Genomic DNA, 24,275 nt, shown 5'->3' on the forward strand with positions numbered 1-24,275 from the left:
TTCTACTCACTTTTATCCCCTTCTATTTCCTTTAATCTTCTAAGATGTAAAGCTATATACCCTATTTCATCTTCAGGTACTTCTACATTAAATAAATTCCCAAATTTTAATCCTACCTTTAAAGCCATATTAAATTCTATATAAAGTTCATTTTTTATACTATCGAGCAAATAATTTTTTATTGGTTTTTCATATTTTATTCTTTCATACATAAAATTGATATGAGATACCGTTCTTATGTATTCAAAGGAATTTTTGTTTAAATCTTTTCTCAAAAGCTTTGAGATAAACTTCATAATTTCTGATATCTTTCTCATGTAAGATGCTGATGTATTTACTCCCTCTTCTGTTAACGCAGCTCTTAAATGCAAACAAATAAATCCAATCTCATCATCTGGAAAACTTACATCAAATCTACTATTTATCATTTTAAGAGCATTACTTGATAATTCAAATTCATTTGGAAACATAATTTTCAGTTCCATAATAAATGGATTTTCAATCTTCACCCCACTCTTTAGCCTTTTTAATGCAAAGTTTATATGATCTGGTAGAGAGATATGAATTGCATTATTTAGCTTTATTTTTAATTTTTCTTCCCAAAAAGAGATGATTTCTTCAGAAATACCAACAATAGCAGTATCGATATTTCTAAGAATATTTTCGTAATTATTATTTAACTCCTCTTCTCTTTTAGTAAAAACAGTAGTCACTCGTTCTCCAGGTATAAGCATGCCTTTTTTAAATTCAAATCCAATACCACTACCTACTAAAACTACTTCTTCTCTACTACTGCTTAATCCAATTACCACATTATTATTTAATATTTTCTTAATCGTATACATTGTCCACCCCAAAAATCTTCATTAATGAATTAAATTTCATTCTTATATTTTAGTAACAAAGTCAAATCTCTTAAATTTATAAACTTACCCATATAATTATGAGGTTCATCATTTTGCATTTGACTAATAGCGTCCTCAACTCTCATCCATTTTACTCTAAAACCATGGTTCTTTTCACTTTCAGTAAAGTTAGGTTCTTCGAGTTCACCTTGGGTTTTACACAAATACACATAAGAAATTTGAAGCTGTTGAAACAAATCTCGATATTCTATAATGATACCTATTTCATCTTCAACTTTTATATGTGCTCCAACTTCCTCAAGTATCTCTCTATATAATGCTTTCATAACTGTTTCGTTACTTTCAATCCCTCCACCTGGAAGCTTGTGATATTTATCTGAAGTAACATGTAATATTGCAATTTCACCTTTATCATTTAAAAGAATTGCTCTTGCTGCCTTTCTTATTTCATATTTAACCTTTTTATTTGCAAGCTTATTATCAATTTCATAATGATAAATTTCTCTTATCAGTTCCACATCTTTTCTCTCTTTCTTAGATTAATTTATTTATTGACATTTAATTTACTTTATACTTCATATTATCCCTGAAACTCTAATTAATATTTTCAAATTCATGTTTTATTGCCCATAAAAGATTTTCATCTTGAATAATATCAGAAGCAGTCAAAACTAGAGATCCAATAGTTTTCTTCATCCCTTCATAAGCTAACGGCTGAATTGTAGCATCTGCAAATTCTATAGTATGAGATACAACTTCTCTATCACTTATTGAAAAAGACGGTTGGATTGTTGGGCAAACATGACTTACATTACCTGTATCCATAGACCATAGCACACTCTCAGCTTCTTTGATATCATTTATCCCTAATTTTCTTAAATTATCATTAAATGTTTCCATTAGAATTTTATTAGTTACCATATTATCATAAGTTGCCTCATAGTTTGAAATTTCTAATTCAGTTCCAGTTGCTAACGCAGCTCCTTTAGCACAATTTTTAACCTTCTTTACCAATTCTTCTAAATAAGTTTTTGTAACAGCTCTGACATAAAATTGTGCAATGGCTAGATCTGGAACAATGTTTGCAGCGATTCCACCATCTTTTATTATTCCATGTATTCTTGCATCACTTCTAATGTGTTCCCTCAGAGCATTAATATTATTGAAAGTATTTATAACTCCATCTAATGCATTAATACCCTTTTCAGGAAATGCGGCTGCATGGGCAGATTGTCCTTTAAATGTAAATTGTAATGCTTGTACTGCCAATGATTTTCCACTGTTAACATACTTATCCAACGGATGTGAAATCATAGCAACATCTACATCATTAAATGAACCATTATTGACCATATCAACTTTACCACCAAAATTCTCCTCTGCCGGTGTACCAAAAACAATTACCCTTCCTCCAATTTCAGAAATGAGTTTTCCTAATACTATACCCGCTCCTGTACTTGTTGTTCCCAATAAATTATGTCCACAACCGTGCCCTATTCCAGGTAAAGCGTCGTATTCAGCTAAATATGCAATTGTTGGACCTTCTTTACCACTGTCCTTTACTGCCTTAAAAGCAGTCTTAATACCTATATATTCTTCTTCAACTTGGAAGTCATACTTTCTTAATAAATCTGCATGGGCTTTACATGCCTTGTATTCTTCAAGTCCTAGTTCTGGATTCCTAAAAATATACTCATTTAATTCTTTTAATTCTTCTTGTATCTTTTCAATAATTTCATTCACTTTGTTTACCATATTAGTTCCCCCATCTTATCAAAATATAAATAAGACTACTTTATATTATAAATTTTATTTTTCACTATTTTTAAACTCTTCTTTAATTGCTTTTAAGAGACTCTCATCCTGTAAAACATCAACAGCAGTTAAAACTAAAGTCCCAATTGTTTTCTTCATTCCTTCATAAGCTAAAGGTTGAATGGAAGCTTCAGCAAATTCAATAGTATGAGCTACTACTTCTTTGTCACTTATTGAAAAAGATGGATGAATTGTCGGACAAACATGGCTTACATTTCCAGCATCCATTGAACCAGTTATTTTTTCTCCTTCTTCCAAATCTCTTATACCAAAATTCCTTAAATTCTTAGAATAAGCTTCCATTAAAGTCTCGTTAGTAACCATATTATCATATGATGTTTCGTAATTTATAATTTCTAATTCAGTACCAGCAGCCAATGCAGCTCCCCTAGCACAATTCTTAACTTTGTCTACCAATTTTTGAAGATAAGTTTTCGTCGTTGCTCTCACATAAAACTGTGCAATTGCTAAATCTGGAACTATATTTGCAGCAATTCCTCCTTCTTTAATAATTCCATGTACTCTTGCGTCTCTCCTGATATGCTCTCTCAGTGCATTTATATTATTGAAGGTATTAATGGCTGCATCTAGTGCATTAATGCCTTTTTCAGGAAATGCTGCTGCATGGGCAGATTTACCTTTAAAAGTGAATTGTATCGCTTCCATGGCCAATGATTTTCCACTCTTAATATACTTGTGCATTGGATGAGATAACATCACTACATCCACATCTTCAAATGATCCATAATTCACCATATCTACCTTTCCTCCAAAATTTTCTTCAGCAGGGGTTCCAAATACGATTACCTTTCCACCTATTTCAGATATTAGTTCTCCCAGTACAATCCCAGCTCCAGTACTTGTTGTTCCCAACAAATTATGACCACACCCATGACCAATGCCAGGTAAAGCGTCATATTCTGCTAAATAAGCAATTGTTGGACCTGTTTTCTCACTTTCTTTAATTGCCTTGAAAGCTGTCTTTATTCCAATATATTCTTCTTGAACATAAAAACCATGTGCTCTTAATAAATCTACATGTGCTTTAGCAGCTTTGTATTCTTTGAGGCCTAACTCTGGGTTTTTATAAATATACTCATTTAATTCTATTAATTCTTTTTCAATTCTCTCAATAATTGCATTAACTTTGTTAATCATACTACTTCCTCCATTTTGTAATAATAAATATTTATTCTGCATAGCATATCATAGCTATTCCACAAAAGTAATTTAGTTGAACTTCTACCACAATGTAGCGTTAGAACGAATTAATCTTCGGTAGATATTGTAGTTTAACTTACTTTTTATGGTTTAACCATATCATAAATTTCCTAAAAAAGTTCTTTATTGATAAACGCTTATTGGGGTTCCCATTGATGCATAATCCCAAAGTATTCTAATATCTTCATCACTAAGAGCTATACATCCCCATGTCCAATCTGTACTATTTCCGCCTCCATGAATCATAATTTCACCACCAAGAGATGTTTTCCAAGGTGGTCTTTTTTTGCTATTTATTGCATCAGAAATATCATTAAAAGTAGAATCATCAATAATTCCTTTTTCTAATCCTTCTTTAGCATCGTTAACATTTGGATAACTTACGCCTAAACTCAAAGTATATTTGCTCTTATCGTTTCTAGTACAAACGTAGTACTCACCTTCAGGTGTTTTTCTATCTCCTTCTTTTTCTTTATCTCCAACAGGATTACTCCCTAATGCTATTTTAAACCTTCCAATAATTTCTCCATTTCCATAAAGTTCTAATCTTCGATTAGCTTTAAAGATTTTTATCCTCACATTTTCTATGTTCTCCTCAGGTTTATTAAAAAACAAATTATTCTCCTGCAAATTTTCTTTTGCAATTTCAAGTCTTATTAATTCACTATCTTGAGGCCCACTCTTTTCTGTCACAAATATCACTCCTAAAAATGCAATAATCACAAAAGTTATAACAAAATATTTATTTTTTTTGAACAAACTACCACCTCATTACTACTAATACCATATTCTTTATACACATTGGATTCAAATTAAATACTTCTTGCGCCATTACCATTATATCACATTAAACTTTTTCATATCTGCAAAAAAACCATCAAAGGTCAATACCCGTTTTGGGGGTAATATTATGTTCGCACTATTGAGTAAACCTTTATCGCCAGTGACCAACGTATACTTTTTAAATTTTTCACAGATACAGATAAGGTCATAATCATTTCTTGAAAGTTTATTACCATTTAAGATATAAATATCTTTTTGCTTATTATATTTAATATTAATATCTGATTTACTTATTTTTAAAGTATCAACTAAATCTTCATTAATTATATGACCTACTAATTTTAAAAATTTATCAGAAAGCACAGGGACTCCATCAATATTTCTAAATTCCTTTTTTGATATTTCAACAGCTATATTGTGATAAATGGCATAATCCATTTCTTTGTTTTTTTCTATAGCTTGGAATAATAAAGGGTATTCATTCCATATTCTTATAACTACATTAGTATCCAATAGATATTCTTTAAAATTACTCATTGTTTTTTGCTTTCTCTAAAATATTAACCACTCCTATAAATCAATTATATATTTGCCTAAATATCATAATACTAGTTATTTTACCATAATCTAATAAATATATTCGACAATATTCTTTATTAAAAATTATTTTTGTAAATAAAAAATAATATATAGATAATTATGTTATAATGTTAAGTACTCAAAATCTTTAGAAGAGTCTTTATTAAATATTAAAATATTAATCAAAAGAGGTGTATTATTATAAAAAGCAAAAATGAAGCAAAAGAAAATCAATATGATATAAAAGAAAACATTACTTATCTAAAAGTAAGTAAAAAGAATGGTACAATTATCAGCACTCAAATAAATACTGAAGATTTAGAAAAAGTCTTAGAAAAAGGTAGATGGTTTGCAGAATGGAATAAAAACTTTAATAGTTATTTAGTTCAAACCTTTAGCTTTTCTAGTATCAACGGTAAAAATAAAAAATCAAAACTATCTCTTCAATCATTTATTTTGGGAGTAGATGCTAAAGCTCCAATAAGACATATTAATGGAGATACACTTGATAATAAAAAAGATAATTTAGAAGTTTATAACCAAAACACACCTAACGATTATGAGATAGTAGACGAAAAAACTGTTTCAATAATACTAAGGGATAAATATGGTCGTGAAAAAGCTAGAACCCTCATTGATAAAAAAAACTTAGATAGAGTACTAAGTAAGCCTAACGGTTGGGTTTATTATAGAAGCACTGAAAAACCTTTTGTTGTATCAAATACTCCTAATGGAAGAGTTTATTTAGATAGATTTATTATGAATACTACTGAAGACATGATCGTGCATCATATAAACCTTAATACTCTAGATAACAGAAATTCTAATTTAGAGAATAAATCAGTTAATGAAGATGAATAGCGAAAGTATATCAAAATAAATAACTCCTACTAATAAACGGTGGATATCTTTAAAAATTATAAGATTTCACACCGTTTCTATTTTATTACTTATCATAAAAATACATTAACTCTCCATTTTCATCTAACAACTTTCCATGATCTTCACTACTATTATTCCAAATATTACTGCTTGTCCACTTTAAATCCCCTTTGGCTTTACCGCTAACAACAGTTATTGAATCTCCAGCTCTAAGTATATAATCATTAAAAGTATATATTTGATTTCCGGCTACTGAAACGAGTGTCCACCCTTTTAAGTTTACATCTAAATCTAAATTATTTTTAATAGTGACTACTTCCTTAACTTTATCAATATTAGTTATCTCTATCCCCTTCTGATGAATTGAAGCTGAATCAGCATCTGGCTCTTTTATGACAGGTTCCTTTGAATTATCCTTTTCCTCTATTCTTGACAAAGATTCTTTATCTATATTAAAAGAGATTGTGTTTCCATCACTTGTAACAATTATTGTACCAGATTCATCCGTCCTATAAACAGTAATATTTTTATCCTTTAGTTTTTCCATAGTTTCAATGTGAGGATGACCATAATCATTCAATTTTCCCACACTTATAACTGCATATTTCGGATTAACTTTATTTAAAAATTCATTTGTGGTTGAAGAATGACTTCCATGGTGTCCTATTTTAAGTACATCAACTTTTAAATCCATTCCATTTGATACCATTTCTTCTTCACTAACATCTTCAGCATCACCTGTAAATAAAAAACTATTATTATCCAAAGTAAGCTTTATAGAAACACTATAATTATTAGTATCCCTATAGCTAGTACTATTAGGTGCAACTATTTGAAATGTTGCTTTTCCAAGTTCATAAGTTGTTCCAACTTTTGGCACAGTTATTTTCAAATTGTTATTATTTATAGAATTGATTACATCCTTATAAGTTTTTGTGGTTGCAGTTACTTTAGGCATTATAACTTTATTAACTTCAAAATTATTCAACACTATATCTGCTCCACCGATATGATCTTCATGAGGGTGTGTACCAATAAAAAAATCTAACTTTTCTACCCCTTGATCTTTTAAATAATCCTTAACTAAATCTGCTTTATCATTTTTACCTGCATCTATTAGCATATTTTTTCCGTCACTTTGAATTAAGATTGCATCTCCTTGGGCAACATCAATAAAATGAACTTTCATTATTCCTGATACTTCATCGGTAGTTACACTAGTGTCATGAGAAATTACCTGAGTATTTTCTTTCGTAGAACACCCAGCCATATTTAAAAACATGAAAATAATTGACGACAAAAATATTAATGTTTTTATTCCTTTATTTTTGAATTCTTTTTCTTTTTTCATTTGTCTTCTCTCCTAAACTTTTATTTTATTATACATTAAAAAATGAAAGTTTAACATCATTAGTTTATTTGTGAAATAAACTAACTTTGCTAAACTTTATTATATCCATATATGATGGTTACTCCATATTATTTTGTTTTATAAACTCCTCATACCCTTTCATTCTTAACTTACATGAAGGGCATTCACCACAGCCTTCTCCTATTATTCCATTATAACAAGTCAGTGTTTCATTTTTTATAATATCTAGAACTCCTAAATCATATGCCATCTTCCATGTTTCTGCCTTATCAATCCACATTAATGGTGTATGAATTACAAATTGGTAGTCCATAGCAAGATTTAATGTGACATTTGTTGATTTCACAAAAATATCTCTACAATCTGGGTAGCCACTGAAATCACTTTGAGACACTCCTGTTACTATATTGTTTATATTTCTCTGCTTTGCAAAAACTGCAACAAAAGTTAGAAAAATAAGGTTTCTTCCATCTACAAATGAATTAGGAAGTTCGTCATCTTTTTTATAGTTACAAACTTTTATATCTTTTCTAGTTAATGAATTTGGTGCTAACTGATTTAATAGATTCATATCAAGAACATGATACTCTATATTATTATCTTTACAAATTATTTCTGCACATTGAAGCTCTTCTATATGTTTTTGACCATAATCAAAAGATACTGCTATTACTTCATCAAATTTCTCTATTGCCCAGAACAAACAAGTTGTGCTATCTTGTCCTCCACTAAAAACTACAACAGCTTTATTACCTATTCTTTCTTGCATTTTTTCCCTCCTATTTATTCTTGGTATTATGATTAATGAAATATTACTTAGCTTAATTACATTTATATAAATTAATTAATTTATTTGTTACTCTATCGTCACTTTCAAATCTACCTCTAAAAGTAGTAGTTAAAGTTTTCGTACCGGGCTTTTTTATTCCTCTGGTTGTCATGCATCCATGCTCGCCTTGAATAATAACTGCAACATCATCACTATCGGTAATTTTCTGCATTATTTCAGCAATATCTTTGCCTATTCTCTCTTGTAGTTGAAGCCTTTTACTTACCATATCTGCTATTCTAGCAATTTTACTAAGCCCAATTATTTTATCTTTCGGAATATATGCTACTGCAACCTTCATATTGTACATTAAAGCAAGATGATGTTCACAGTGGGAGAAAATTTCTATATCCTTCATTAAAACAAAATCCTCTGTTTGATTTTCAAAACAGTCTTCTTCAAATGTTATATTAAACATTTCTGCAATTTCATCATTAGTGTAGTTAATTCCGTTGAAAACTTCTTCACACATTTTTGCAAAACGTTGAGGTGTTTCTTTTAATCCTTCTCTATCTGGATTTTCTCCTAAGGCCTCTAGTAATCCTCTTATATGCTCTTCTATTTTTTCTTTATTAATCATATTAAACACCTCTTTCTTCAGGCTTCCAAATGATCTTGTGAAGTTGAATTTGAAGTCTTATACCATTTAATTTATTTTCTTTCATAAAATTTACAACCTTTTCTGGGGCAATTGTTCCAAAGACTGGACTTAGATATACATTACAATTTTCCGTAAGATCGTATTTATTATTTAAATCTTTTATTAGAAAAAGCTCTGATTCAGTTCCTACAACAAATTTGATAACATCCTTTTTACTAAGATTTTTGAAATTATCCATATTCATTTTATCTTCCATATCGCTGCATGGAAGCTTATAATCCATAGTAAAACTAACTCGATCATTAATTATCTTCTTAAATTCAGAGATATCTATACTCCCGTTAGTTTCAATTTCTATATTTAGTCCATTATTCTTCATCAAAAAGCTTATAAGCTGGCCTATTCCCTCTTGAATCAAAGGTTCTCCACCTGTTAGTGTTACATTTTTTATACCACATTCTTTTATATAAGAAAGAATTTCTTCTTTTTCTAAAAGTTCGTATTGGACATTTTTTTCATTTGCCCATTTAGTATCACAGTAACTGCAATCCAAATTGCATCCTGCAAATCTTATAAAGATTGATAATTCTCCTGCCTTTATTCCTTCACCATTTATACTTACAAACTTTTCTACTACTTTGTATTGCATAGTTACACCTCTTCATAAACCGCACAATTTGACGGTGTTTCAAAAACAGTTATTCTTCTTATGTTATAGTCATAGTTTTTCAGTTTATTATAAAAATATTTCCCAAAACTTTCTGCAGTTGGTCTAAAATCCACTTCAATGATTCTAAAACAATCATCTTTCAAGCAATTCAATGTAGCTTCTCTCATAGTTCCTTTTTCTATTATTAATGCATGATCAAGATAGTCTACAATTTCTTTTAAGTCTTTTTTTAAATCTCCAAAGTCAACAACCATTCCTCTAAGTTGCCCACTCTCAATCAACTTTTCAGAACAAACTTCAGCCAAAATTCTCCATCTATGTCCATGAATATTTGCACATTTTCCTTTATATCCACTTAAAAAATGTGCACTGTCAAAACTATGTTCACATCTTAGTATATACATTTTATTCCTCCATAATCTTCTTCAGGGATCGTAAAAAATAACTTTCCTTAAATTTCCATCAAAAATTGCAGAACCATCAATTCAGAGAATCATAGTCAACTTAATTTATAATTGTATCAAAATTTCGACGTATTAACGAGTTTTGTACACTTATAAATTTATAGTTGAACTAGAATCTCTATATTTTGATAGCAAAAGTGAAAAGTAATTTTTTAGCCGATCCTTAGTTTAGCTTTGTTCGCACATACACAACATCCTATTGCTCCATTAAATTGTGGTTCTTTAACAGTAATTACTTCATCATAATCATTTTTCAAATATCGTATTAAAGCTTTATTATTAGCTACGCCTCCAGTAAGAACAATCTTCTCTCCTCTAAACTTTTCTATCATAGGTTTAAGTCTGTTATAGAGCGAAAAATTAACACCTGCACAAAGTCTTTCTGTTTTTATTCCTTCAGCTATTTTTCCAATAAGCTCAGATTCGGTAAATACTGCACATGTAGAATTTAAATATATAGGATCTTTGTAATATATTGACAATTCATCTAAAGAAACTTCAAGTATATTTGACATATTTTCAAGATATCTTCCGCATGAAGCTGCACATTTATCATTTAACTCCATATCAGTCATCAATCCATTTTCAATTTTCATTATCTTAACATCTTGTCCACCAACATCAAGTAATATAAAATTTTTCAACCCTGTTTGATAAACCGCTCCGTACGCATGAGCTTTTAATTCATTAATAACCTTAAATTTTTTCAAATCAGTATTATTTCTTCCATATCCAGTTGAAACCCATTTATCAACTTCTCCTATATTAAATTTATCTATATCCACAATAATTTTTCCATCATAACTACAGTAATCTCTATAAAATTTCATAGTGCTAAGCTTTATGCTGTTGACTATTTCATAACTCTCCATAATAATAATTTTAACTTCTCTACTTCCAAGATCGATCCCTAATGTCCTCATTCTACTACTCCCCCTTCAAATCGTTAAGCATATCTAGGAAAGCTTCTATTCTAAGTTTTGTTCTTGCATCTAGAACATTACTCTTATCGCCTTCTATAGTTAACATAGGTAGATTAAGTTTTTTCTTAAGTACAATGTCCTCTACTGCTTTATGACAAAAAGCTTGGGTATAATGTATTACACCATCTATTTTTCTTTCTTCTATAGCTTTTTTAATTTCTTCTATTCTAAAATCCAAATCGTAGGGATAAGTATAATCGTAGTATTGATAATAAATATCTTCTGCTTTATATGCCCTTGAAAAAGCAAATTCTCTCTGAACTTCATTAAATATAAATCTTGCATCAAATTCTTCAACAAAATCGTGCAAATCACCTGTCATTGGTGGAACTCCTAAGTAACCTAACTTGATCTTCTTCTCATCCGCTTTTCTTCCTTTTATCTCTTCGAGCTTTTCATCTAACAACTTTTCATAGGATTCTAGATCCCCATCAAAATCACTTAAACAAAGCTGAAGTATGTGATTTTCAAAGCCTGTAACTTTATATTCCTTATATGTCAACTCATCAATTTCACTTGCTTTTAATCTAGTTTTGTTCAGTCTTCTTCTTACCTGTTCAACTTGTTCCTCACTTACATTAAAATATTCCATGAAATTCCTAATTGAAGAAGTAACATCTCTGAGTTTATGACTGTGTGGGAAAGCAAACGGATGAATCTTGATTTCTTTTATTTTCAAAACTTCTAATAAAGCATCAGTATTCGAACAATCTCCTTCTACAACACCTACAATTTCCTTAATTTCGTGCCTTATACATGCACCGAAAATTCCTTTAATCCAAGCACACATACTTTTAGGGAAACCTTCCCTTTCAGCAAAATCTATGTATTCAATATGATTTTCTGATGTTACAAATAAATTATTTAAATCAATTGGTGTATATCCAGCTGCTATTAAAATTTCAACTGGAACTGTTGTGGTTAATCCTATTTTCTTCATATCTATCTCCTCCTTAAAAGGCGGCAAAGCCGCTTCGCTAGGGAACCTGAACGTTTTCGGTGTTTGCAAGCAAACGCCTGTCACGCCAGCGGGATCCCCTTCTACGACGCATACGCGTCTGAGCACCCTCCTGAAAGAATCAGGAAATACTTCCCCTGCACCCCTTCATTTTACATTAAACATTAAATAGGTAATTATATTTTCGTATCCAATGTAAAATGGCAAATAAAAAAGAGCAAACAAAAAAAGGGCTTAAACAGCCCTAAAACAAATAATACTTTCTACAAAAGTAGTAAAAGTATATGTCCTAGTTTTGTTTATAGACAGGATGGTTACGAACTGTCTTATAGAGAATCCATTGTAAAACTTTATTTATCCTTGTACTAAAACTCGAAGTATCAACGAGTTATAGTACAAGGATAAATATTTAGTTGAACTGGAATCTATTTTTTACGTTTTCGATTAATTATAACATAACTCGAGTTTAATACCAATGGTAATTAGACACAATAATTATAAATTGCGAAGAAAAGAGTTTCGCAATTTATAGTAGTCAGTTGACGGTCTACAGTTGACAGTAAATGATGATTTTCTTCCAGAAAATCTTTAACTAAGCCTTGTTAGCTTTGCTAACTTAAATAAGGTATTTTTACAAACGTAAAAGGAAAGAAATTCAAATTAAAAGCTTTCACTTTAGTGAAAGATATCCTTTACTGTCAATTGAACACTGTCAACCGTCAATTTGTTTCACAATTTATTTCAATTGCGAGCTTTATTTTGATATCAACTTTGCTATTTTATTTATTAAAAGCTTTATAAAGCACCTGCGTTCCATTATTTTCATAACCTTGTTCCATTAATTCTTTATATAATTCTAAAGACAATTTTAAGCCCGGAGTTAATAGTCCCATGTTTTCTGCCTCAGTTAAAGCTATAGTCATATCTTTTACAAAATGCTTTACAAAAAATCCTGGTGAAAAATCCTCTTTTATGATTCTAGGAGCTAAATTACTTAAAGACCAGCTCCCTGCCGCTCCCAAAGTTATACTTTTTAAAACTGTTTCTTCATTTAGACCTGCTTTTTTTGCATAAATTAAAGCTTCACATACCCCAATCATATTGGTGGCAATAGCAATTTGATTGCACATTTTTGTATGTTGCCCTGATCCTGCTTTTCCTTGATAAACTATATTTTTACCCATAAGTTCAAGAAGTGGTAAAGTTTCATTAAATGTTTCTTTTTCACCACCTACCATAATGGATAAAGTTCCATTTTTAGCACCAATGTCTCCACCAGAAACAGGCGCATCCAAAGTTTTCACTCCTTTTTCTAGTGCTTTTTTATTAATTTCTATTGCTAGACTAGGTTTAGAAGTAGTCATATCAATCAAAATATTTCCTTCCCTAGAACAGTTGATAATTCCCTTTTCTCCTAAGTAGATTTCTTCTACATCAACTGGAAAACCCACTATAGTAATAATAATATCTGAATTCTTTGTTAGTGTACTGATTTCATCTTCCCATATAGCCCCTTCTTCTATTAAATCTGAAGCTTTAGATTTTGTTCGTGTAAAAATATGAACACTAAATCCACCTTGCATAAGATTTCTTACCATACTTTTTCCCATAACACCAATACCAATAAACCCTATTGTTTTATTTTTCAATTAGAACCCTCCTTATATGGATTATTTAAACAATTTTTTTCTTGGTATTATTTTATCATAAATTTGTTGAAATATATCTCTAATTTATATATAGCTTTATTTGTATAATACACCTTATACTGTTAATCAATAAAATACCTGGTAATATTTATCATTGATATTGAATTAATATTTTGATATAATTAAAAAACTAATTAAATCGTTTTCATTAAAAATTTTATCAAAAACATTTTTTGTTTTCTGGATACATTCTGAGGAGGTAATCATTTGAAAAGCATTAGAGGAAAATTTGTACTAGTTATTATTTCAATAGTTATAATTATTTCAATTATTATTAGTTCTTCATCATTGTATTTAATTTATAAAAACAACAATGATAGATTAACTCAGCTTGAGAAAGATCTACGAGTAAGTTATGATCAAAATATCAAGCAACAAGTAGAAATTATTGTATCTCAACTTGATGGGATTAAAAATACAATAAAAAAAGGAATTCTAACTGAAGAAGAAGGTAAAATAGTTGCAGCTGATATTATTAGAAATGCACGATATGGTAAAAATGGTTATTTCTTTGTTGACACATTAAACGGAATCAATGTAGTCCTTCTTGGTAATAAAGATGTTGAAGGTAAAAGTAGAATTAATCTAGAGGATAAAATGAAAAACAAAATAATTCAAAACTTTATCCAAATCGCAAAAGATAAAGGTGATGGATACACCGATTATTATTTTCCCAAAAACGGTGAAAATATCCCCTTACCAAAAAGAGCTTATGTAAAATTATATGAACCCTTTGGATGGGTAATAGGAACAGGTAATTATATTGATGATATCGATGCTTTTATTCAAAATGAGGAAGATATAATCGCTAAACAATATAAAAATACTGTTATTTTACTTTCTATAATATTAGTAAGTTCAATAATTATCGGTTACATAGTAGCATTTTTAGTAAGTAAATCAATTAGTAAACCAATCCAAAACCTTTTAGCATCCGCTAATTCAATAGCTGATGGAAATTTAGATATATCTATAAATATTAATAGATCAGATGAACTAGGTTCTCTTGCCAAAGCATTCACAGTAATGGTAAATAACATGAATAATGTAATTTCCAATATTAACTCAGCATCTAACCAAGTAGCTGCCGGCGCAAGACAAGTATCACATTCAAGTATATCCTTATCTCAAGGTGCAACAGAACAAGCTAGCTCAATTGAACAATTAACTGCATCCATTGAGGAAATTACTTCACAGACAAAACAAAATGCAAAAAATGCTGATGAAGTAAAAAATATTACACAGTCAGTTAAAACAAATGTAACAGAAGGTTACTCACAAATGAACTATATGTTAGATGCAATGACCGAAATTAACAATTCGTCAAAAAATATATCAAAGATAATTAAGGTAATAGATGAAATTGCTTTCCAAACTAATATATTAGCACTTAATGCAGCAGTTGAAGCAGCTAGAGCTGGACAACATGGTAAGGGATTTGCAGTAGTAGCTGAAGAGGTTAGAAATCTTGCTGCCCGTTCTGCAAATGCTGCAAAAGAAACAACAACCTTAATTGAAGGATCTATTAAAAAAGTAGAAGATGGTACAAAGATTGCAGACATAACAGCAGAAGCTTTGAAGAAAGTCGTAACAGGCGTCGATGAATCAGCTCATTTGGTAACAGAAATTGCTGTATCAACTAGAGAACAATCTATTGGGTTAGATCAAATTAATACTGGAATCAATCAGATTGCATCTGTGGTACAAGCAACTTCAGCAACATCAGAAGAATCAGCTGCAGCAAGTGAAGAATTATCAGGACAAGCTGAAACACTGAAGAATCAAGTAAATACCTTTATTTTAAAAAATCTTAGTCAACCTGCATCTAATGTTAGCATTGAAAATTCAAATCCAAAGGATTTAAATTTTCCAGAGAAAAAAAATGAAATAAATGATATAGATATGGAAAAATATTAAGATATACGAAATGATATGTATAGTATAAGGGCTAGAGTTTTTAAACTCTAGCCCTTATTAAGATTACGAAATTTCAAATTTATATTATCCCAATTCATCTAAAGCTACATGATAATTAGGATCTTCAATAATATTTATTTCTACAATTTTATTAGAATCTTGTATAAAATCATAGCACTCTTTAGTCAAGTGTTTCAAATGAAGTTCTTTCCCTAAAACTTTATATTTTTCAGTTAGTTTATTAATGGTATCTATTCCAGTATGATCAAATAATCTTGCATACATAAAATCAATTATAATTACTTCAGGGTCATTTTTAACATCAAAAGCTTCCAAAAAATTTCTGGAAGATCCAAAAAACAATGCTCCTCTTATTTTATATACTTTTGTACCATTCTCTTCAATTTCTTCATCAATATCAATTCGCTTACCTTTTTCCCAAGCAAATACAAGTGAAGATACAATAACACCAACAATAACAGCAACCGCTAAATCTTCAAACACTGTAATACCAGATACAAGTATTATTATTAGAGCATCTGACTTTTTAATATTCTTTATAACTCTGAAACTTGACCATTCAAAAGTTCCAATAACTACTATGAACATAACACCTACTAAAGCCGCTAGCGGAATTTTTTCTATTAGACTTGATCCAAATAATATAAATCCTAATAAGAATAAAGAAGCTGATATTCCTGAAATTCTTCTACGTCCACCAGAATTTATATTAATAACACTTTGGCCTATCATTGCACAACCGCCCATACCTCCGAAAAAACCTGTTACTATATTAGCAAATCCTTGTCCTATACATTCTTTATTTCCTCTACCTCTTGTATCCGTAATTTCATCAATTAATGTTAATGTCATTAATGACTCAATTAGTCCTATTGCTGCAAAAATTACTGCATAAGGAAATACAATTTTAAAAGTTTCTAGATTAATAGGTACTTTGGGTATACCAAATTCAGGAAATCCCCCTTTAACACTAGCAATATCTCCAACTGTTCTTGTATCAATTCCTAAAACATTTACTAATAAAGCTACTACAATAATTGCAAATAATGAAGCCGGTATTGCTTTAGTTAATTTGGGTAAAATGTAAATAATCGCCATGGTTAATAATACTAAGCCAACCATTATCCATAATTCTGATCCTGTCATCCACTGAAGAACTCCATTCTCATCAGTAACTTTAAACTGACTTAATTGAGCCAAGAAAATTACGATTGCTAGTCCATTAACAAATCCCAACATTACCGGATGAGGAATTATTCTTATAAATTTACCCAATTTCAATAATCCAACCGCTATTTGAATTAAACCCATTAAAATAACAGCTGCAAACAAATATTCCACTCCATGATGAGCTACTAATTCTACCATAACAACTGCAAGACCACCTGTAGCTCCAGATATCATCCCTGGCCTTCCTCCAAAAATAGAGGTTATAAAGCCTACTATAAATGCTGCATACAAAGCAACTAGTGGATCAACTCCCGCAACAAAAGCAAAAGCTACTGCTTCTGGTACTAAGGCTAATGCTACAGTAAGCCCTGATAATGTTTCATTTTTTAAATTCATCGTTTTTATATCCATATTTAGATAATATACACTCCTGTCTTCTGCTAAATTTTTATGCACACAAGTGTATATTTTAACATAAAACCATATCAAAATCTAGAAAAATATCAATGCTATATATCAAATTGAAATTATACTTCTTAACTTCAACATTTCTTCATCAGTAAGTTTACGCCATGAGCCGATAGCTGTTTTATTGATTTTAATATTAAGAATTCTAATTCTTTCTAGTTTCTCAACTTTATATCCAAAGACTCCACTCATTTTACGAATTTGTCTATTAAGCCCTTGTGATAAAATTATACGAAAAGTATCATTATTAACTCTACTCACTTTGCAAGGCTTTGTTTTAACTCCAAAAATTTCAACACCCTTTGACATTTGAGTCATGAAAAAATCATCAAAATGTTTATCAACTGTTACTAAATATTCTTTTTCATGCTCATTATTAGGATTTGAAATTTTATTAGCTAGTTCTCCATCATTTGTCATAAGTATTAAGCCTTGAGAATCTTTATCTAATCTACCTACTGGAAAAATATAATCTGGATAATTAATAAAATCAATTATATTACTTTTCACTTTTCTTGAAGCAGTACAAGTAATGCCTACTGGTTTATTTAATGCAATATAGATTTTTTCTTTAATAGGAATTGGTTTATTGTCAAGTAGTATTTCATCACTCTCTTTTACCCATTGACCAGCTTCACAAAAATTCCCATTAAATGTTATTCTTTTTTCTTCGATAAGTCTATTCGCATCTCTTCTAGAACAAAAACCTGCATTGCTCAAAATTTTATTTATTCTTATAACTTTTTCATCCATCTATATTTCTCCATTATTTGTATTTTTAATCATGAAATCCAACACTTTTTTTTCGGTCCAATAATCCTCATCATTTAAAGAAGAAAATCCTACATGTCCTCCATGCTTTGGTGTAACAAGTATCAAATTAGGATTTACTATTGCTTCCTTAAATGGAAAACATTCAGGAGTCAAAAATGGATCATCCATAGCATTTATGATTAAAGTAGGTATTTTTATATCTTCCAAAAATTGTTTGCAACTACATTTATTATAATAATCATAAGCATCTATAAATCCATGAATAGGTGCAGTATATTTATCGTCAAAGTCTTTTAATGATTTTATACATTTTAAATCTTCATCAGAAATTTCATCAGGTAAAAATTTCTTCTTAAGCATTACCTTTTTCTTTAGTGCTTTCAAGAACCTTCGTGAATAAATGAAATTCCTCTTGTTAGCCAAATTTTCCATAGCACTTTTTAAATCACAGGGTACTGAAATAGCTGCTGCTGAAGTTATTTTACAATTCAACTTATATTTGCCATCACCTAAATATTTTAATAACATATTTCCCCCTAAGCTAAAACCTACTAGTGCGATTTGTTCATAGTCTTTTTCAATTAGATTTAACAAATAATCTATATCATCTGTTGCACCACCGTGATAAAATTTCACTGTTTTATTAATCTCACCACTACACCCTCTATAATTCATCGCAAGAACATCCCAATTATTTTTATTGAAAACTCTACACATTCCTTTTATATACTGTCCATTAGAACTTCCTTCCAAACCATGAAAAAGAACTAACAACCTTTTGGAACGAATTTTAGACCAATCTATATCTAAAAAATCGCAATCTGGGGTTTTTATTCTATTACGCTGAAAATCTATATTTTTTATCTTTCTAAACAATGTTGGATAAATAGTGTTAAAATGTTTATTCCTAAAAATAATACTAGCCTTATATTCTAGGGAATTTTTTATTGTCAAAGAAATATCTCCTTTCACATTTATTCTTTTATAGTACATATACATATCCACGCAAAAAGGAATTAACATCTCTGTACCAGATATATTAATTCCTTCTATTTACCTTTTGTTTAAATTACATTTTACTCTACATAGAAATTATTTTAATAAATAGAACCTTTAAATAATTACCTTCTGGAAATTTATCTGTAACTGCAAAATCCTTTGGCAACTGATGCTCCTCAATAATTTGATACATTTTATTAGATTCTTTAAATGCCTCATCAATAAATCTTTTAAACTTTGTCATATTGAATGTACTACAGTTTGTAGATGCAACAATTAGCCCATCATCTTCAGTTATCTCAATAGTTTTTTTAACTAAATCTTTATAATCCCTAGCTGCACTAAAACTACTTTCATTTGAAGTTGCAAAGCTTGGTGGGTCAAGAATAACAACATCGAATTTTATATTGTTCTTTTTTGCATACCTAAAATAAATGAATAAATCTTCTACGATTATATCGTGTTTTTTATAGTCTATCTTGTTAAGGGTAAAATTCTCTATAGTTTTTTCTAAACTTCTCTTTGCTAAATCAATACTAGTAGTGCTAGCCCCACCTTTTGCAGCGAACATTGAAAAAGCACCAGTATAAGAAAAAGTATTCAAAACTGTTTTATTCTTTGAGTATTTATTTCTTAAAGACTTTCTTACTTCCTTTTGATCCAAAAATACTCCTACCATTGCACCATCATTAAGGTAGATAGCAAAATTAACACCGTTTTCCTGAACAACAAGAGGTTTTGGTGCTTTTCTACCCAACAAATAGCTATCTTCATCTGTAACCATGCCGTTTTCATTAAATCTCTTTTTTTCATAAATACCGTGAAAAGGCACTAAAGACTTTATTGCTTTTAATATACTATCTTTGAATGCATATATTCCTTTACTATACCATGTTAGAAGATAAAATCCATCAAAATAATCAATAGTAAAACCGCCTATCCCGTCTCCTTCTCCATTAAATACTCTAAATGTAGTAGTATCTTTGGAATAATAAAACTTTTTTCTTTTGGACAATGCATTTTTTAATTTATCATAAAAGAATCTATCATTTAAAACACTTTTATTACTATTACTTAAAATCCAACCAAATCCTTTATTCTGTTTTCCATAATAACCTCTACCCAGGAAAACATTGTTTTTATCTACAAGTTTTATAATTTGGCCTTCTTCTTTTAATTCGTTAATATTTACAATTGCATCTTTAAGAATTAACGGATAACCATTTTTATATTTATTCAAATATTCTTTTTTTACTACGAGTGTTGTTTCGTTCATATATTTACCATCCTAAAACTAGATTTATAATATTTAACCATTCAGTAATTATATCATATATATTTTTATTTTAAAAAGAAAACTTAGATTTAATTATCAATTGTATAAATTAATAATTAATTTTCACTGCTTCATTTATTGCTTCAATTATTTGATTATCTTTAAAAGGTTTATTTATACAATTAATAGCGCCATTATTAAGTACTTCTAACATTTTATTTCCTTGTCCTAACACTGTAACCATTATAATCTTCGCATTAGCATACTCTTCTTTAATTAATCTTAATGCACCAATTCCATCTAAAAACGGCATATTTATATCCATTGTAACTAAATCAGGCTCTAATTCCCTATATTTTTTGAATGCTTCATAACCGTCTTCAGCTTCTCCTACTATTTCATGTTCAGTATTCTCTATAATATTTTTCAGTTTTTTTCTAGCCAAAACAGAATCATCGACTATTAATATTTTTGCCATTCAATAACCTCCATCGTTCTTCATACTTCAAATACAATTTTTTATTCAATCACAGGATATTCACAACTAACTAACAAATTAAACTCCCCAAAACTTAAACTACATGGAATTTTATATATTTCTTTAGTTTTTATCAATTTACCACTGCATTCAAATTTAGGTGGAGACAGTTCTAATTCAACCCCGCTGTTAGACAAACCTGATAGGAACAATCCATTTGTACAATTAAGAAATTCGCCTAGTGAATCTTGAACTATTTCATCTACTTCTTCACACTGCTCTTCTGCATAAATAGAAGCAAATTTTGTAACTACTTCGTCCTCACCTTCTAAAGCAGAAAATATTCTATGGGTTCCATCTATTTTTTGGTATACTAAATTATCAAAAGCTTTACTATCTATTTTTTCTGCTTTTCCTAATACTATATCAACATCTATAAATCTAGCAATATTTCTTACAAAAAGTTGAATATATTTATGCAGCAGTGTACTCATTGAACTATCTTTAATTTTAACAAACATAGGAACTATTTTTTCTAAATTATTATTTCTAATAGCATTGAATTCTTCAAAAGAAAATCCAGACTCTTCTTTAAACTGAACGAGTATTTCTTCATATCTTTGAAAAGTTATATAACCTTTATTTATCAAAGCTTGCCCAATCAAAACCATTGATTTTTTTTGTTTTCTCAGTAGTTCTTCAAGCTTTTCTTTTGTTAAATATCCCTCTTCAATTGCAATTTCGCCAAATTTTTTATCTTTTATAATTTGTAATTTATGAACTTCTAATACTTCCTTAGCATTCATAAAACCATTATCAATAGCTAAAATACCTATTTTTACTCTTACTAGTTTTTGCAATTCCAACACTTCTTTAAGTTGTTTTGCTGTAATTATCCTTTTTTCCAATAAAAAATTACCAAAATATTGATTGAACATAAATGTTCCCCTTTCACACTAATACTTTTTAAAATCAACCATTATCAAATTTCTAATTATGTAAATAATTATACCATAACAACGAAAAATGTAGAAGAATCTCCAAAATTCAACATCAAATTTTTACTAATTTATTTTATAAAAAATTCATTTAAACTTCTATAAAATTATTACCCTTTGTCCATCAAATTAAGTTATAATAATAGTACATTTAATAATGTATTTATTTTTATGAACTTAAAGGAGGAATATCTAAACTAAAATGAATACAAACCAAATATTACAAGTAACTGCATTTGCCGGTAAAATCATTCTTGAGAACGGCGGTGAAACATATAGGGTAGAAGAAACTATGAAGAGAATATGCATATCTTTAGGTGTAAAACAAGTTGATAGTTATGTTACACCAACAGGTATTATAATCTCAATATCCGACAATAACACAACTAATTCTATAGTAAAAAGAATAACTAGCAGAACAGTTAATTTGGAGAAAGTATCAATGGTAAACGATTTATCTAGGAAAGTAAGCAAGGAAAATTTACCTTTAAAAAAGGTAAAAAAAGAATTAGAATACATTGATAAATACCCAACTTATAATAAAAACATACTGTTAATTTTTTCAGGCCTAGCCGCTGCTTTCTTTTCTTTGCTTTTTGGTGGAACAATAAAAGATTTTTTTGTATCATTTTTTATCGGAATAGTTATAAAGCTATTATGTACTTCTCTTTATAAAATTAAAACAAATGAATTCTTTGTAAATGCTATATGTGGGATTATTACCGCTCTGCTAGCTGCAGGAAGTGTCCAATTAAATCTTGCAGATAACATAGACAAAACTATAATAGGCTCAATAATGCTTTTAGTCCCAGGAATTTCAATTACAAATGCAATAAGAGATACCATAGCTGGGGATATAGTTTCTGGAGTCACAAGAGCTGTAGAGTCAATATTTATTGCTGTAGCAATAGCTCTTGGAACAGGTTTTGCTTTAAAATTATGGTTTAATATCTTCGGAGGATTAATTTAATATGACTACTTCACTTATATTTAAAATGGCTTCTAATTATTTATATGCATTTGTTTGTACTCTTAGCTTTGGCGTTCTGTTTAACATAAGAGGAAAAAAACTTTTTGCTACTTCATTAGGCGGTGGCCTAGGTTGGGTTGTTTATCTTATTTTAATAAATATGGATATTTCAAAAGTATCCGCTCTTTTTGTAGCATCTATAGCTGTTTCAATTTATTCTGAAGCAATGGCCAGATTTCTTAAGAATCCCGTAACCCTATTTGCTATATCTGCAATTATTCCATTAGTACCAGGCTCTGGGATGTACTATACAATGTATGAATTCATTCAAGGTAATGCCGATAAAGCTTTAACTCTAGGGGCTGAAACTTTCTTTAGTGCTGGTGCAATAGCATGTGGAATTATTTTAGTTTCATCTGTTACTAGATTAATAAATACTAAAAGATATAAAAATCGTAGACTATGAATTAAATTATTTATTTTTATTGAATAATAGATTATAATAAATTTTATAGATAAATATTAAATTAAGGAGTTTTTAACATGCATAACAACGATTCATACATAAATTTTGTACCCGAAACAAAATCTCCTAAGGTAAAAAATGATTGTGATTTATTTTTTATTTTTGATAATAATAATAATCTTCTTATTAAAACCTTAGATGAAGAAATTTCAATACTTACTGCAAAAGATATTCTATCTCTTAATTTTAAAGATACTAATGAACTTTTCTTAGGAAAATTTAATGGACTAGCATGCTATACCTATAAAATTGACAATGCTATAAAATTACCTTCAAATTTTCAGTTTCTCAGCTTACGTGCGTTAGGTTTACAATTACCTACTCCACTTACATCTGTATGTGCAAGAGCAAGGAAAATATTAAATTGGAGGGATACAAACCAGTTTTGTGGACGATGCGGAAATCAGATTAATCAACTTGAAAAAGAAAGAGCGATGAAATGTCCAAAATGTGGTCTGCTAATTTTTCCTAAAATTTCTCCTGCAATCATAGTTGCTGTAACAAAAGATGATGCTTTATTAATGGCTCATAATAATAATTTTCGAGAAGGGTTATATAGTGTTATTGCGGGATTTGTAGAGCCTGGTGAAACATTTGAAGAGTGTGTAAAAAGAGAGGTTTATGAAGAGACATCAATTAAGGTTAAAGATATCAAATATTTCGGTAGTCAACCATGGCCATATCCCGATTCTTTAATGGTTGCGTTTACTGCCAACTATGAATCAGGAGATATTAATGTAGATGGAATAGAGCTTGGTCATGCTGATTGGTTTAAATCCACAGCTCTTCCTATGCTTCCTCCCAAAGATAGCATAGCAAGAAGCCTCATAGATAATTTTATTTCAAATCAAAATTCATAAAAATATTAAATCATGTCTTATATATTAGTCATATTTAAAAGTGCTAATCAAATTTTGATAGCACTTTTAAATATTCAATTCTCACT

Annotated in this window: 25 protein-coding genes; 5 read left to right on the forward strand and 20 right to left on the reverse strand. The window is 29.5% G+C overall.

What is annotated here, in order from left to right:
• Window positions 1-2: 2 nt before the first annotated feature.
• The 6 genes from ACQ3F0_RS03165 to ACQ3F0_RS03190 form a co-directional block, all read right to left on the reverse strand.
• Window positions 3-845, reverse strand: a complete 843-nt coding sequence (locus ACQ3F0_RS03165) for a PRD domain-containing protein (RefSeq protein ID WP_428863576.1) — start codon at window positions 843-845, stop codon at window positions 3-5.
• A 29-nt stretch (window positions 846-874) separates the two neighbouring features.
• Window positions 875-1,384: an NUDIX domain-containing protein gene (locus ACQ3F0_RS03170; protein WP_428863577.1), complete on the reverse strand. Its 510-nt coding sequence runs from the start codon at window positions 1,382-1,384 to the stop codon at window positions 875-877.
• 76 nt (window positions 1,385-1,460) lie between these two features.
• Complete coding sequence (locus tag ACQ3F0_RS03175) at window positions 1,461-2,621, reverse strand: M20 family metallopeptidase (RefSeq protein WP_428863578.1); 1,161 nt, start codon at window positions 2,619-2,621, stop codon at window positions 1,461-1,463.
• A 54-nt stretch (window positions 2,622-2,675) separates the two neighbouring features.
• Complete coding sequence (locus ACQ3F0_RS03180; RefSeq protein WP_428863579.1) at window positions 2,676-3,839, reverse strand: M20 family metallopeptidase; 1,164 nt, start codon at window positions 3,837-3,839, stop codon at window positions 2,676-2,678.
• Between the two features lie 186 nt (window positions 3,840-4,025).
• Window positions 4,026-4,595 (reverse strand): L,D-transpeptidase family protein, encoded by a 570-nt coding sequence (locus ACQ3F0_RS03185; protein WP_428863580.1) that lies wholly within the window; start codon window positions 4,593-4,595, stop codon window positions 4,026-4,028.
• 144 nt (window positions 4,596-4,739) lie between these two features.
• Window positions 4,740-5,222, reverse strand: a complete 483-nt coding sequence (locus tag ACQ3F0_RS03190; RefSeq protein ID WP_428863581.1) for a hypothetical protein — start codon at window positions 5,220-5,222, stop codon at window positions 4,740-4,742.
• Between the two features lie 498 nt (window positions 5,223-5,720).
• Between ACQ3F0_RS03190 and ACQ3F0_RS03195 the strand changes: the two genes are divergently transcribed.
• Window positions 5,721-6,125, forward strand: a complete 405-nt coding sequence (locus ACQ3F0_RS03195; RefSeq protein ID WP_428863582.1) for a hypothetical protein — start codon at window positions 5,721-5,723, stop codon at window positions 6,123-6,125.
• A gap of 85 nt (window positions 6,126-6,210) precedes the next feature.
• Here the strand turns inward: ACQ3F0_RS03195 and ACQ3F0_RS03200 are convergent, their stop codons facing one another.
• From ACQ3F0_RS03200 to ACQ3F0_RS03235, 8 genes are all read right to left on the reverse strand, one after another.
• Window positions 6,211-7,497 (reverse strand): MBL fold metallo-hydrolase, encoded by a 1,287-nt coding sequence (locus ACQ3F0_RS03200; RefSeq protein ID WP_428863583.1) that lies wholly within the window; start codon window positions 7,495-7,497, stop codon window positions 6,211-6,213.
• A gap of 118 nt (window positions 7,498-7,615) precedes the next feature.
• The gene (queC, locus tag ACQ3F0_RS03205; RefSeq protein ID WP_428863584.1) at window positions 7,616-8,287 is read right to left on the reverse strand and encodes a 7-cyano-7-deazaguanine synthase QueC; all 672 of its coding nucleotides are present in this window, start codon (window positions 8,285-8,287) and stop codon (window positions 7,616-7,618) included.
• A gap of 52 nt (window positions 8,288-8,339) precedes the next feature.
• On the reverse strand, window positions 8,340-8,927 hold the full coding sequence (gene folE, locus ACQ3F0_RS03210) for a GTP cyclohydrolase I FolE (RefSeq protein ID WP_428863585.1): 588 nt from the start codon (window positions 8,925-8,927) through the stop codon (window positions 8,340-8,342).
• Between the two features lies 1 nt (window position 8,928).
• Window positions 8,929-9,597, reverse strand: a complete 669-nt coding sequence (gene queE / locus ACQ3F0_RS03215; RefSeq protein ID WP_428863586.1) for a putative 7-carboxy-7-deazaguanine synthase QueE — start codon at window positions 9,595-9,597, stop codon at window positions 8,929-8,931.
• Window positions 9,598-9,599: 2 nt separating this feature from the next.
• Window positions 9,600-10,022 (reverse strand): 6-carboxytetrahydropterin synthase QueD, encoded by a 423-nt coding sequence (gene queD / locus ACQ3F0_RS03220; RefSeq protein WP_428863587.1) that lies wholly within the window; start codon window positions 10,020-10,022, stop codon window positions 9,600-9,602.
• Between the two features lie 212 nt (window positions 10,023-10,234).
• A complete protein-coding gene (locus ACQ3F0_RS03225; protein WP_428863588.1) occupies window positions 10,235-11,005 on the reverse strand; it encodes an acyl-CoA dehydratase activase in 771 nt (256 codons plus the stop codon).
• Between the two features lie 4 nt (window positions 11,006-11,009).
• Window positions 11,010-12,005: a 2-hydroxyacyl-CoA dehydratase family protein gene (locus ACQ3F0_RS03230; protein ID WP_428863589.1), complete on the reverse strand. Its 996-nt coding sequence runs from the start codon at window positions 12,003-12,005 to the stop codon at window positions 11,010-11,012.
• A 797-nt stretch (window positions 12,006-12,802) separates the two neighbouring features.
• Window positions 12,803-13,672, reverse strand: a complete 870-nt coding sequence (locus ACQ3F0_RS03235; protein ID WP_428863590.1) for an NAD(P)-dependent oxidoreductase — start codon at window positions 13,670-13,672, stop codon at window positions 12,803-12,805.
• Between the two features lie 267 nt (window positions 13,673-13,939).
• Here ACQ3F0_RS03235 and ACQ3F0_RS03240 point away from each other — a divergent pair, with 267 nt between their 5' ends.
• Entirely contained in the window at window positions 13,940-15,649 is a 1,710-nt protein-coding gene (locus tag ACQ3F0_RS03240; protein ID WP_428863591.1) for a methyl-accepting chemotaxis protein, read from the forward strand.
• A gap of 84 nt (window positions 15,650-15,733) precedes the next feature.
• On the opposite strand, the gene ACQ3F0_RS03245 is transcribed toward ACQ3F0_RS03240, so the two are convergent.
• The 6 genes from ACQ3F0_RS03245 to ACQ3F0_RS03270 all read right to left on the reverse strand — a co-directional run bounded on the left by ACQ3F0_RS03245 (window position 15,734) and on the right by ACQ3F0_RS03270 (window position 21,773).
• The gene (locus ACQ3F0_RS03245; RefSeq protein ID WP_428863592.1) at window positions 15,734-17,251 is read right to left on the reverse strand and encodes a SulP family inorganic anion transporter; all 1,518 of its coding nucleotides are present in this window, start codon (window positions 17,249-17,251) and stop codon (window positions 15,734-15,736) included.
• 105 nt (window positions 17,252-17,356) lie between these two features.
• The gene (locus ACQ3F0_RS03250; RefSeq protein ID WP_428863721.1) at window positions 17,357-18,046 is read right to left on the reverse strand and encodes a pseudouridine synthase; all 690 of its coding nucleotides are present in this window, start codon (window positions 18,044-18,046) and stop codon (window positions 17,357-17,359) included.
• 15 nt (window positions 18,047-18,061) lie between these two features.
• Window positions 18,062-19,036: a YheT family hydrolase gene (locus ACQ3F0_RS03255; RefSeq protein WP_428863593.1), complete on the reverse strand. Its 975-nt coding sequence runs from the start codon at window positions 19,034-19,036 to the stop codon at window positions 18,062-18,064.
• Window positions 19,037-19,163: 127 nt separating this feature from the next.
• On the reverse strand, window positions 19,164-20,357 hold the full coding sequence (locus ACQ3F0_RS03260; protein WP_428863594.1) for a class I SAM-dependent rRNA methyltransferase: 1,194 nt from the start codon (window positions 20,355-20,357) through the stop codon (window positions 19,164-19,166).
• 109 nt (window positions 20,358-20,466) lie between these two features.
• Window positions 20,467-20,835, reverse strand: a complete 369-nt coding sequence (locus tag ACQ3F0_RS03265) for a response regulator (RefSeq protein ID WP_428863595.1) — start codon at window positions 20,833-20,835, stop codon at window positions 20,467-20,469.
• Between the two features lie 41 nt (window positions 20,836-20,876).
• Complete coding sequence (locus ACQ3F0_RS03270; protein WP_428863596.1) at window positions 20,877-21,773, reverse strand: chemotaxis protein CheX; 897 nt, start codon at window positions 21,771-21,773, stop codon at window positions 20,877-20,879.
• Window positions 21,774-22,035: 262 nt separating this feature from the next.
• On the opposite strand from ACQ3F0_RS03270, the gene ACQ3F0_RS03275 reads away from it, so the two are divergent.
• The 3 genes from ACQ3F0_RS03275 to nudC all read left to right on the forward strand — a co-directional run bounded on the left by ACQ3F0_RS03275 (window position 22,036) and on the right by nudC (window position 24,189).
• Window positions 22,036-22,803 (forward strand): threonine/serine exporter family protein, encoded by a 768-nt coding sequence (locus ACQ3F0_RS03275; protein WP_428863597.1) that lies wholly within the window; start codon window positions 22,036-22,038, stop codon window positions 22,801-22,803.
• Window positions 22,804-22,828: 25 nt separating this feature from the next.
• Window positions 22,829-23,269, forward strand: a complete 441-nt coding sequence (locus tag ACQ3F0_RS03280; protein WP_428863722.1) for a threonine/serine exporter family protein — start codon at window positions 22,829-22,831, stop codon at window positions 23,267-23,269.
• 77 nt (window positions 23,270-23,346) lie between these two features.
• Window positions 23,347-24,189, forward strand: coding sequence for an NAD(+) diphosphatase (nudC, locus tag ACQ3F0_RS03285; protein ID WP_428863598.1), 843 nt, complete (start codon window positions 23,347-23,349; stop codon window positions 24,187-24,189).
• Window positions 24,190-24,275 lie beyond the last annotated feature (86 nt).

The organism is Clostridium sediminicola, from assembly GCF_050402865.1.
GTDB classification, from domain to species: domain Bacteria; phylum Bacillota; class Clostridia; order Clostridiales; family Clostridiaceae; genus Clostridium_AF; species Clostridium_AF sediminicola.

Excerpts from the sequence above, each read along its gene's own strand:
- nudC (WP_428863598.1), top strand. The coding sequence starts at position 23,347 with ATGCATAACAACGATTCATACATAAATTTTGTACCCGAAACAAAATCT.
- ACQ3F0_RS03165 (WP_428863576.1), bottom strand. The coding sequence starts at position 845 with ATGTATACGATTAAGAAAATATTAAATAATAATGTGGTAATTGGATTA.
- ACQ3F0_RS03190 (WP_428863581.1), bottom strand. The coding sequence starts at position 5,222 with ATGAGTAATTTTAAAGAATATCTATTGGATACTAATGTAGTTATAAGA.
- ACQ3F0_RS03280 (WP_428863722.1), top strand. The coding sequence starts at position 22,829 with ATGGCTTCTAATTATTTATATGCATTTGTTTGTACTCTTAGCTTTGGC.
- ACQ3F0_RS03225 (WP_428863588.1), bottom strand. The coding sequence starts at position 11,005 with ATGAGGACATTAGGGATCGATCTTGGAAGTAGAGAAGTTAAAATTATT.
- ACQ3F0_RS03175 (WP_428863578.1), bottom strand. The coding sequence starts at position 2,621 with ATGGTAAACAAAGTGAATGAAATTATTGAAAAGATACAAGAAGAATTA.
- queE (WP_428863586.1), bottom strand. The coding sequence starts at position 9,597 with ATGCAATACAAAGTAGTAGAAAAGTTTGTAAGTATAAATGGTGAAGGA.
- ACQ3F0_RS03275 (WP_428863597.1), top strand. The coding sequence starts at position 22,036 with ATGAATACAAACCAAATATTACAAGTAACTGCATTTGCCGGTAAAATC.
- queC (WP_428863584.1), bottom strand. The coding sequence starts at position 8,287 with ATGCAAGAAAGAATAGGTAATAAAGCTGTTGTAGTTTTTAGTGGAGGA.
- ACQ3F0_RS03265 (WP_428863595.1), bottom strand. The coding sequence starts at position 20,835 with ATGGCAAAAATATTAATAGTCGATGATTCTGTTTTGGCTAGAAAAAAA.
- ACQ3F0_RS03230 (WP_428863589.1), bottom strand. The coding sequence starts at position 12,005 with ATGAAGAAAATAGGATTAACCACAACAGTTCCAGTTGAAATTTTAATA.
- queD (WP_428863587.1), bottom strand. The coding sequence starts at position 10,022 with ATGTATATACTAAGATGTGAACATAGTTTTGACAGTGCACATTTTTTA.
- ACQ3F0_RS03180 (WP_428863579.1), bottom strand. The coding sequence starts at position 3,839 with ATGATTAACAAAGTTAATGCAATTATTGAGAGAATTGAAAAAGAATTA.
- ACQ3F0_RS03200 (WP_428863583.1), bottom strand. The coding sequence starts at position 7,497 with ATGAAAAAAGAAAAAGAATTCAAAAATAAAGGAATAAAAACATTAATA.
- folE (WP_428863585.1), bottom strand. The coding sequence starts at position 8,927 with ATGATTAATAAAGAAAAAATAGAAGAGCATATAAGAGGATTACTAGAG.
- ACQ3F0_RS03260 (WP_428863594.1), bottom strand. The coding sequence starts at position 20,357 with ATGAACGAAACAACACTCGTAGTAAAAAAAGAATATTTGAATAAATAT.
- ACQ3F0_RS03270 (WP_428863596.1), bottom strand. The coding sequence starts at position 21,773 with ATGTTCAATCAATATTTTGGTAATTTTTTATTGGAAAAAAGGATAATT.
- ACQ3F0_RS03245 (WP_428863592.1), bottom strand. The coding sequence starts at position 17,251 with ATGGATATAAAAACGATGAATTTAAAAAATGAAACATTATCAGGGCTT.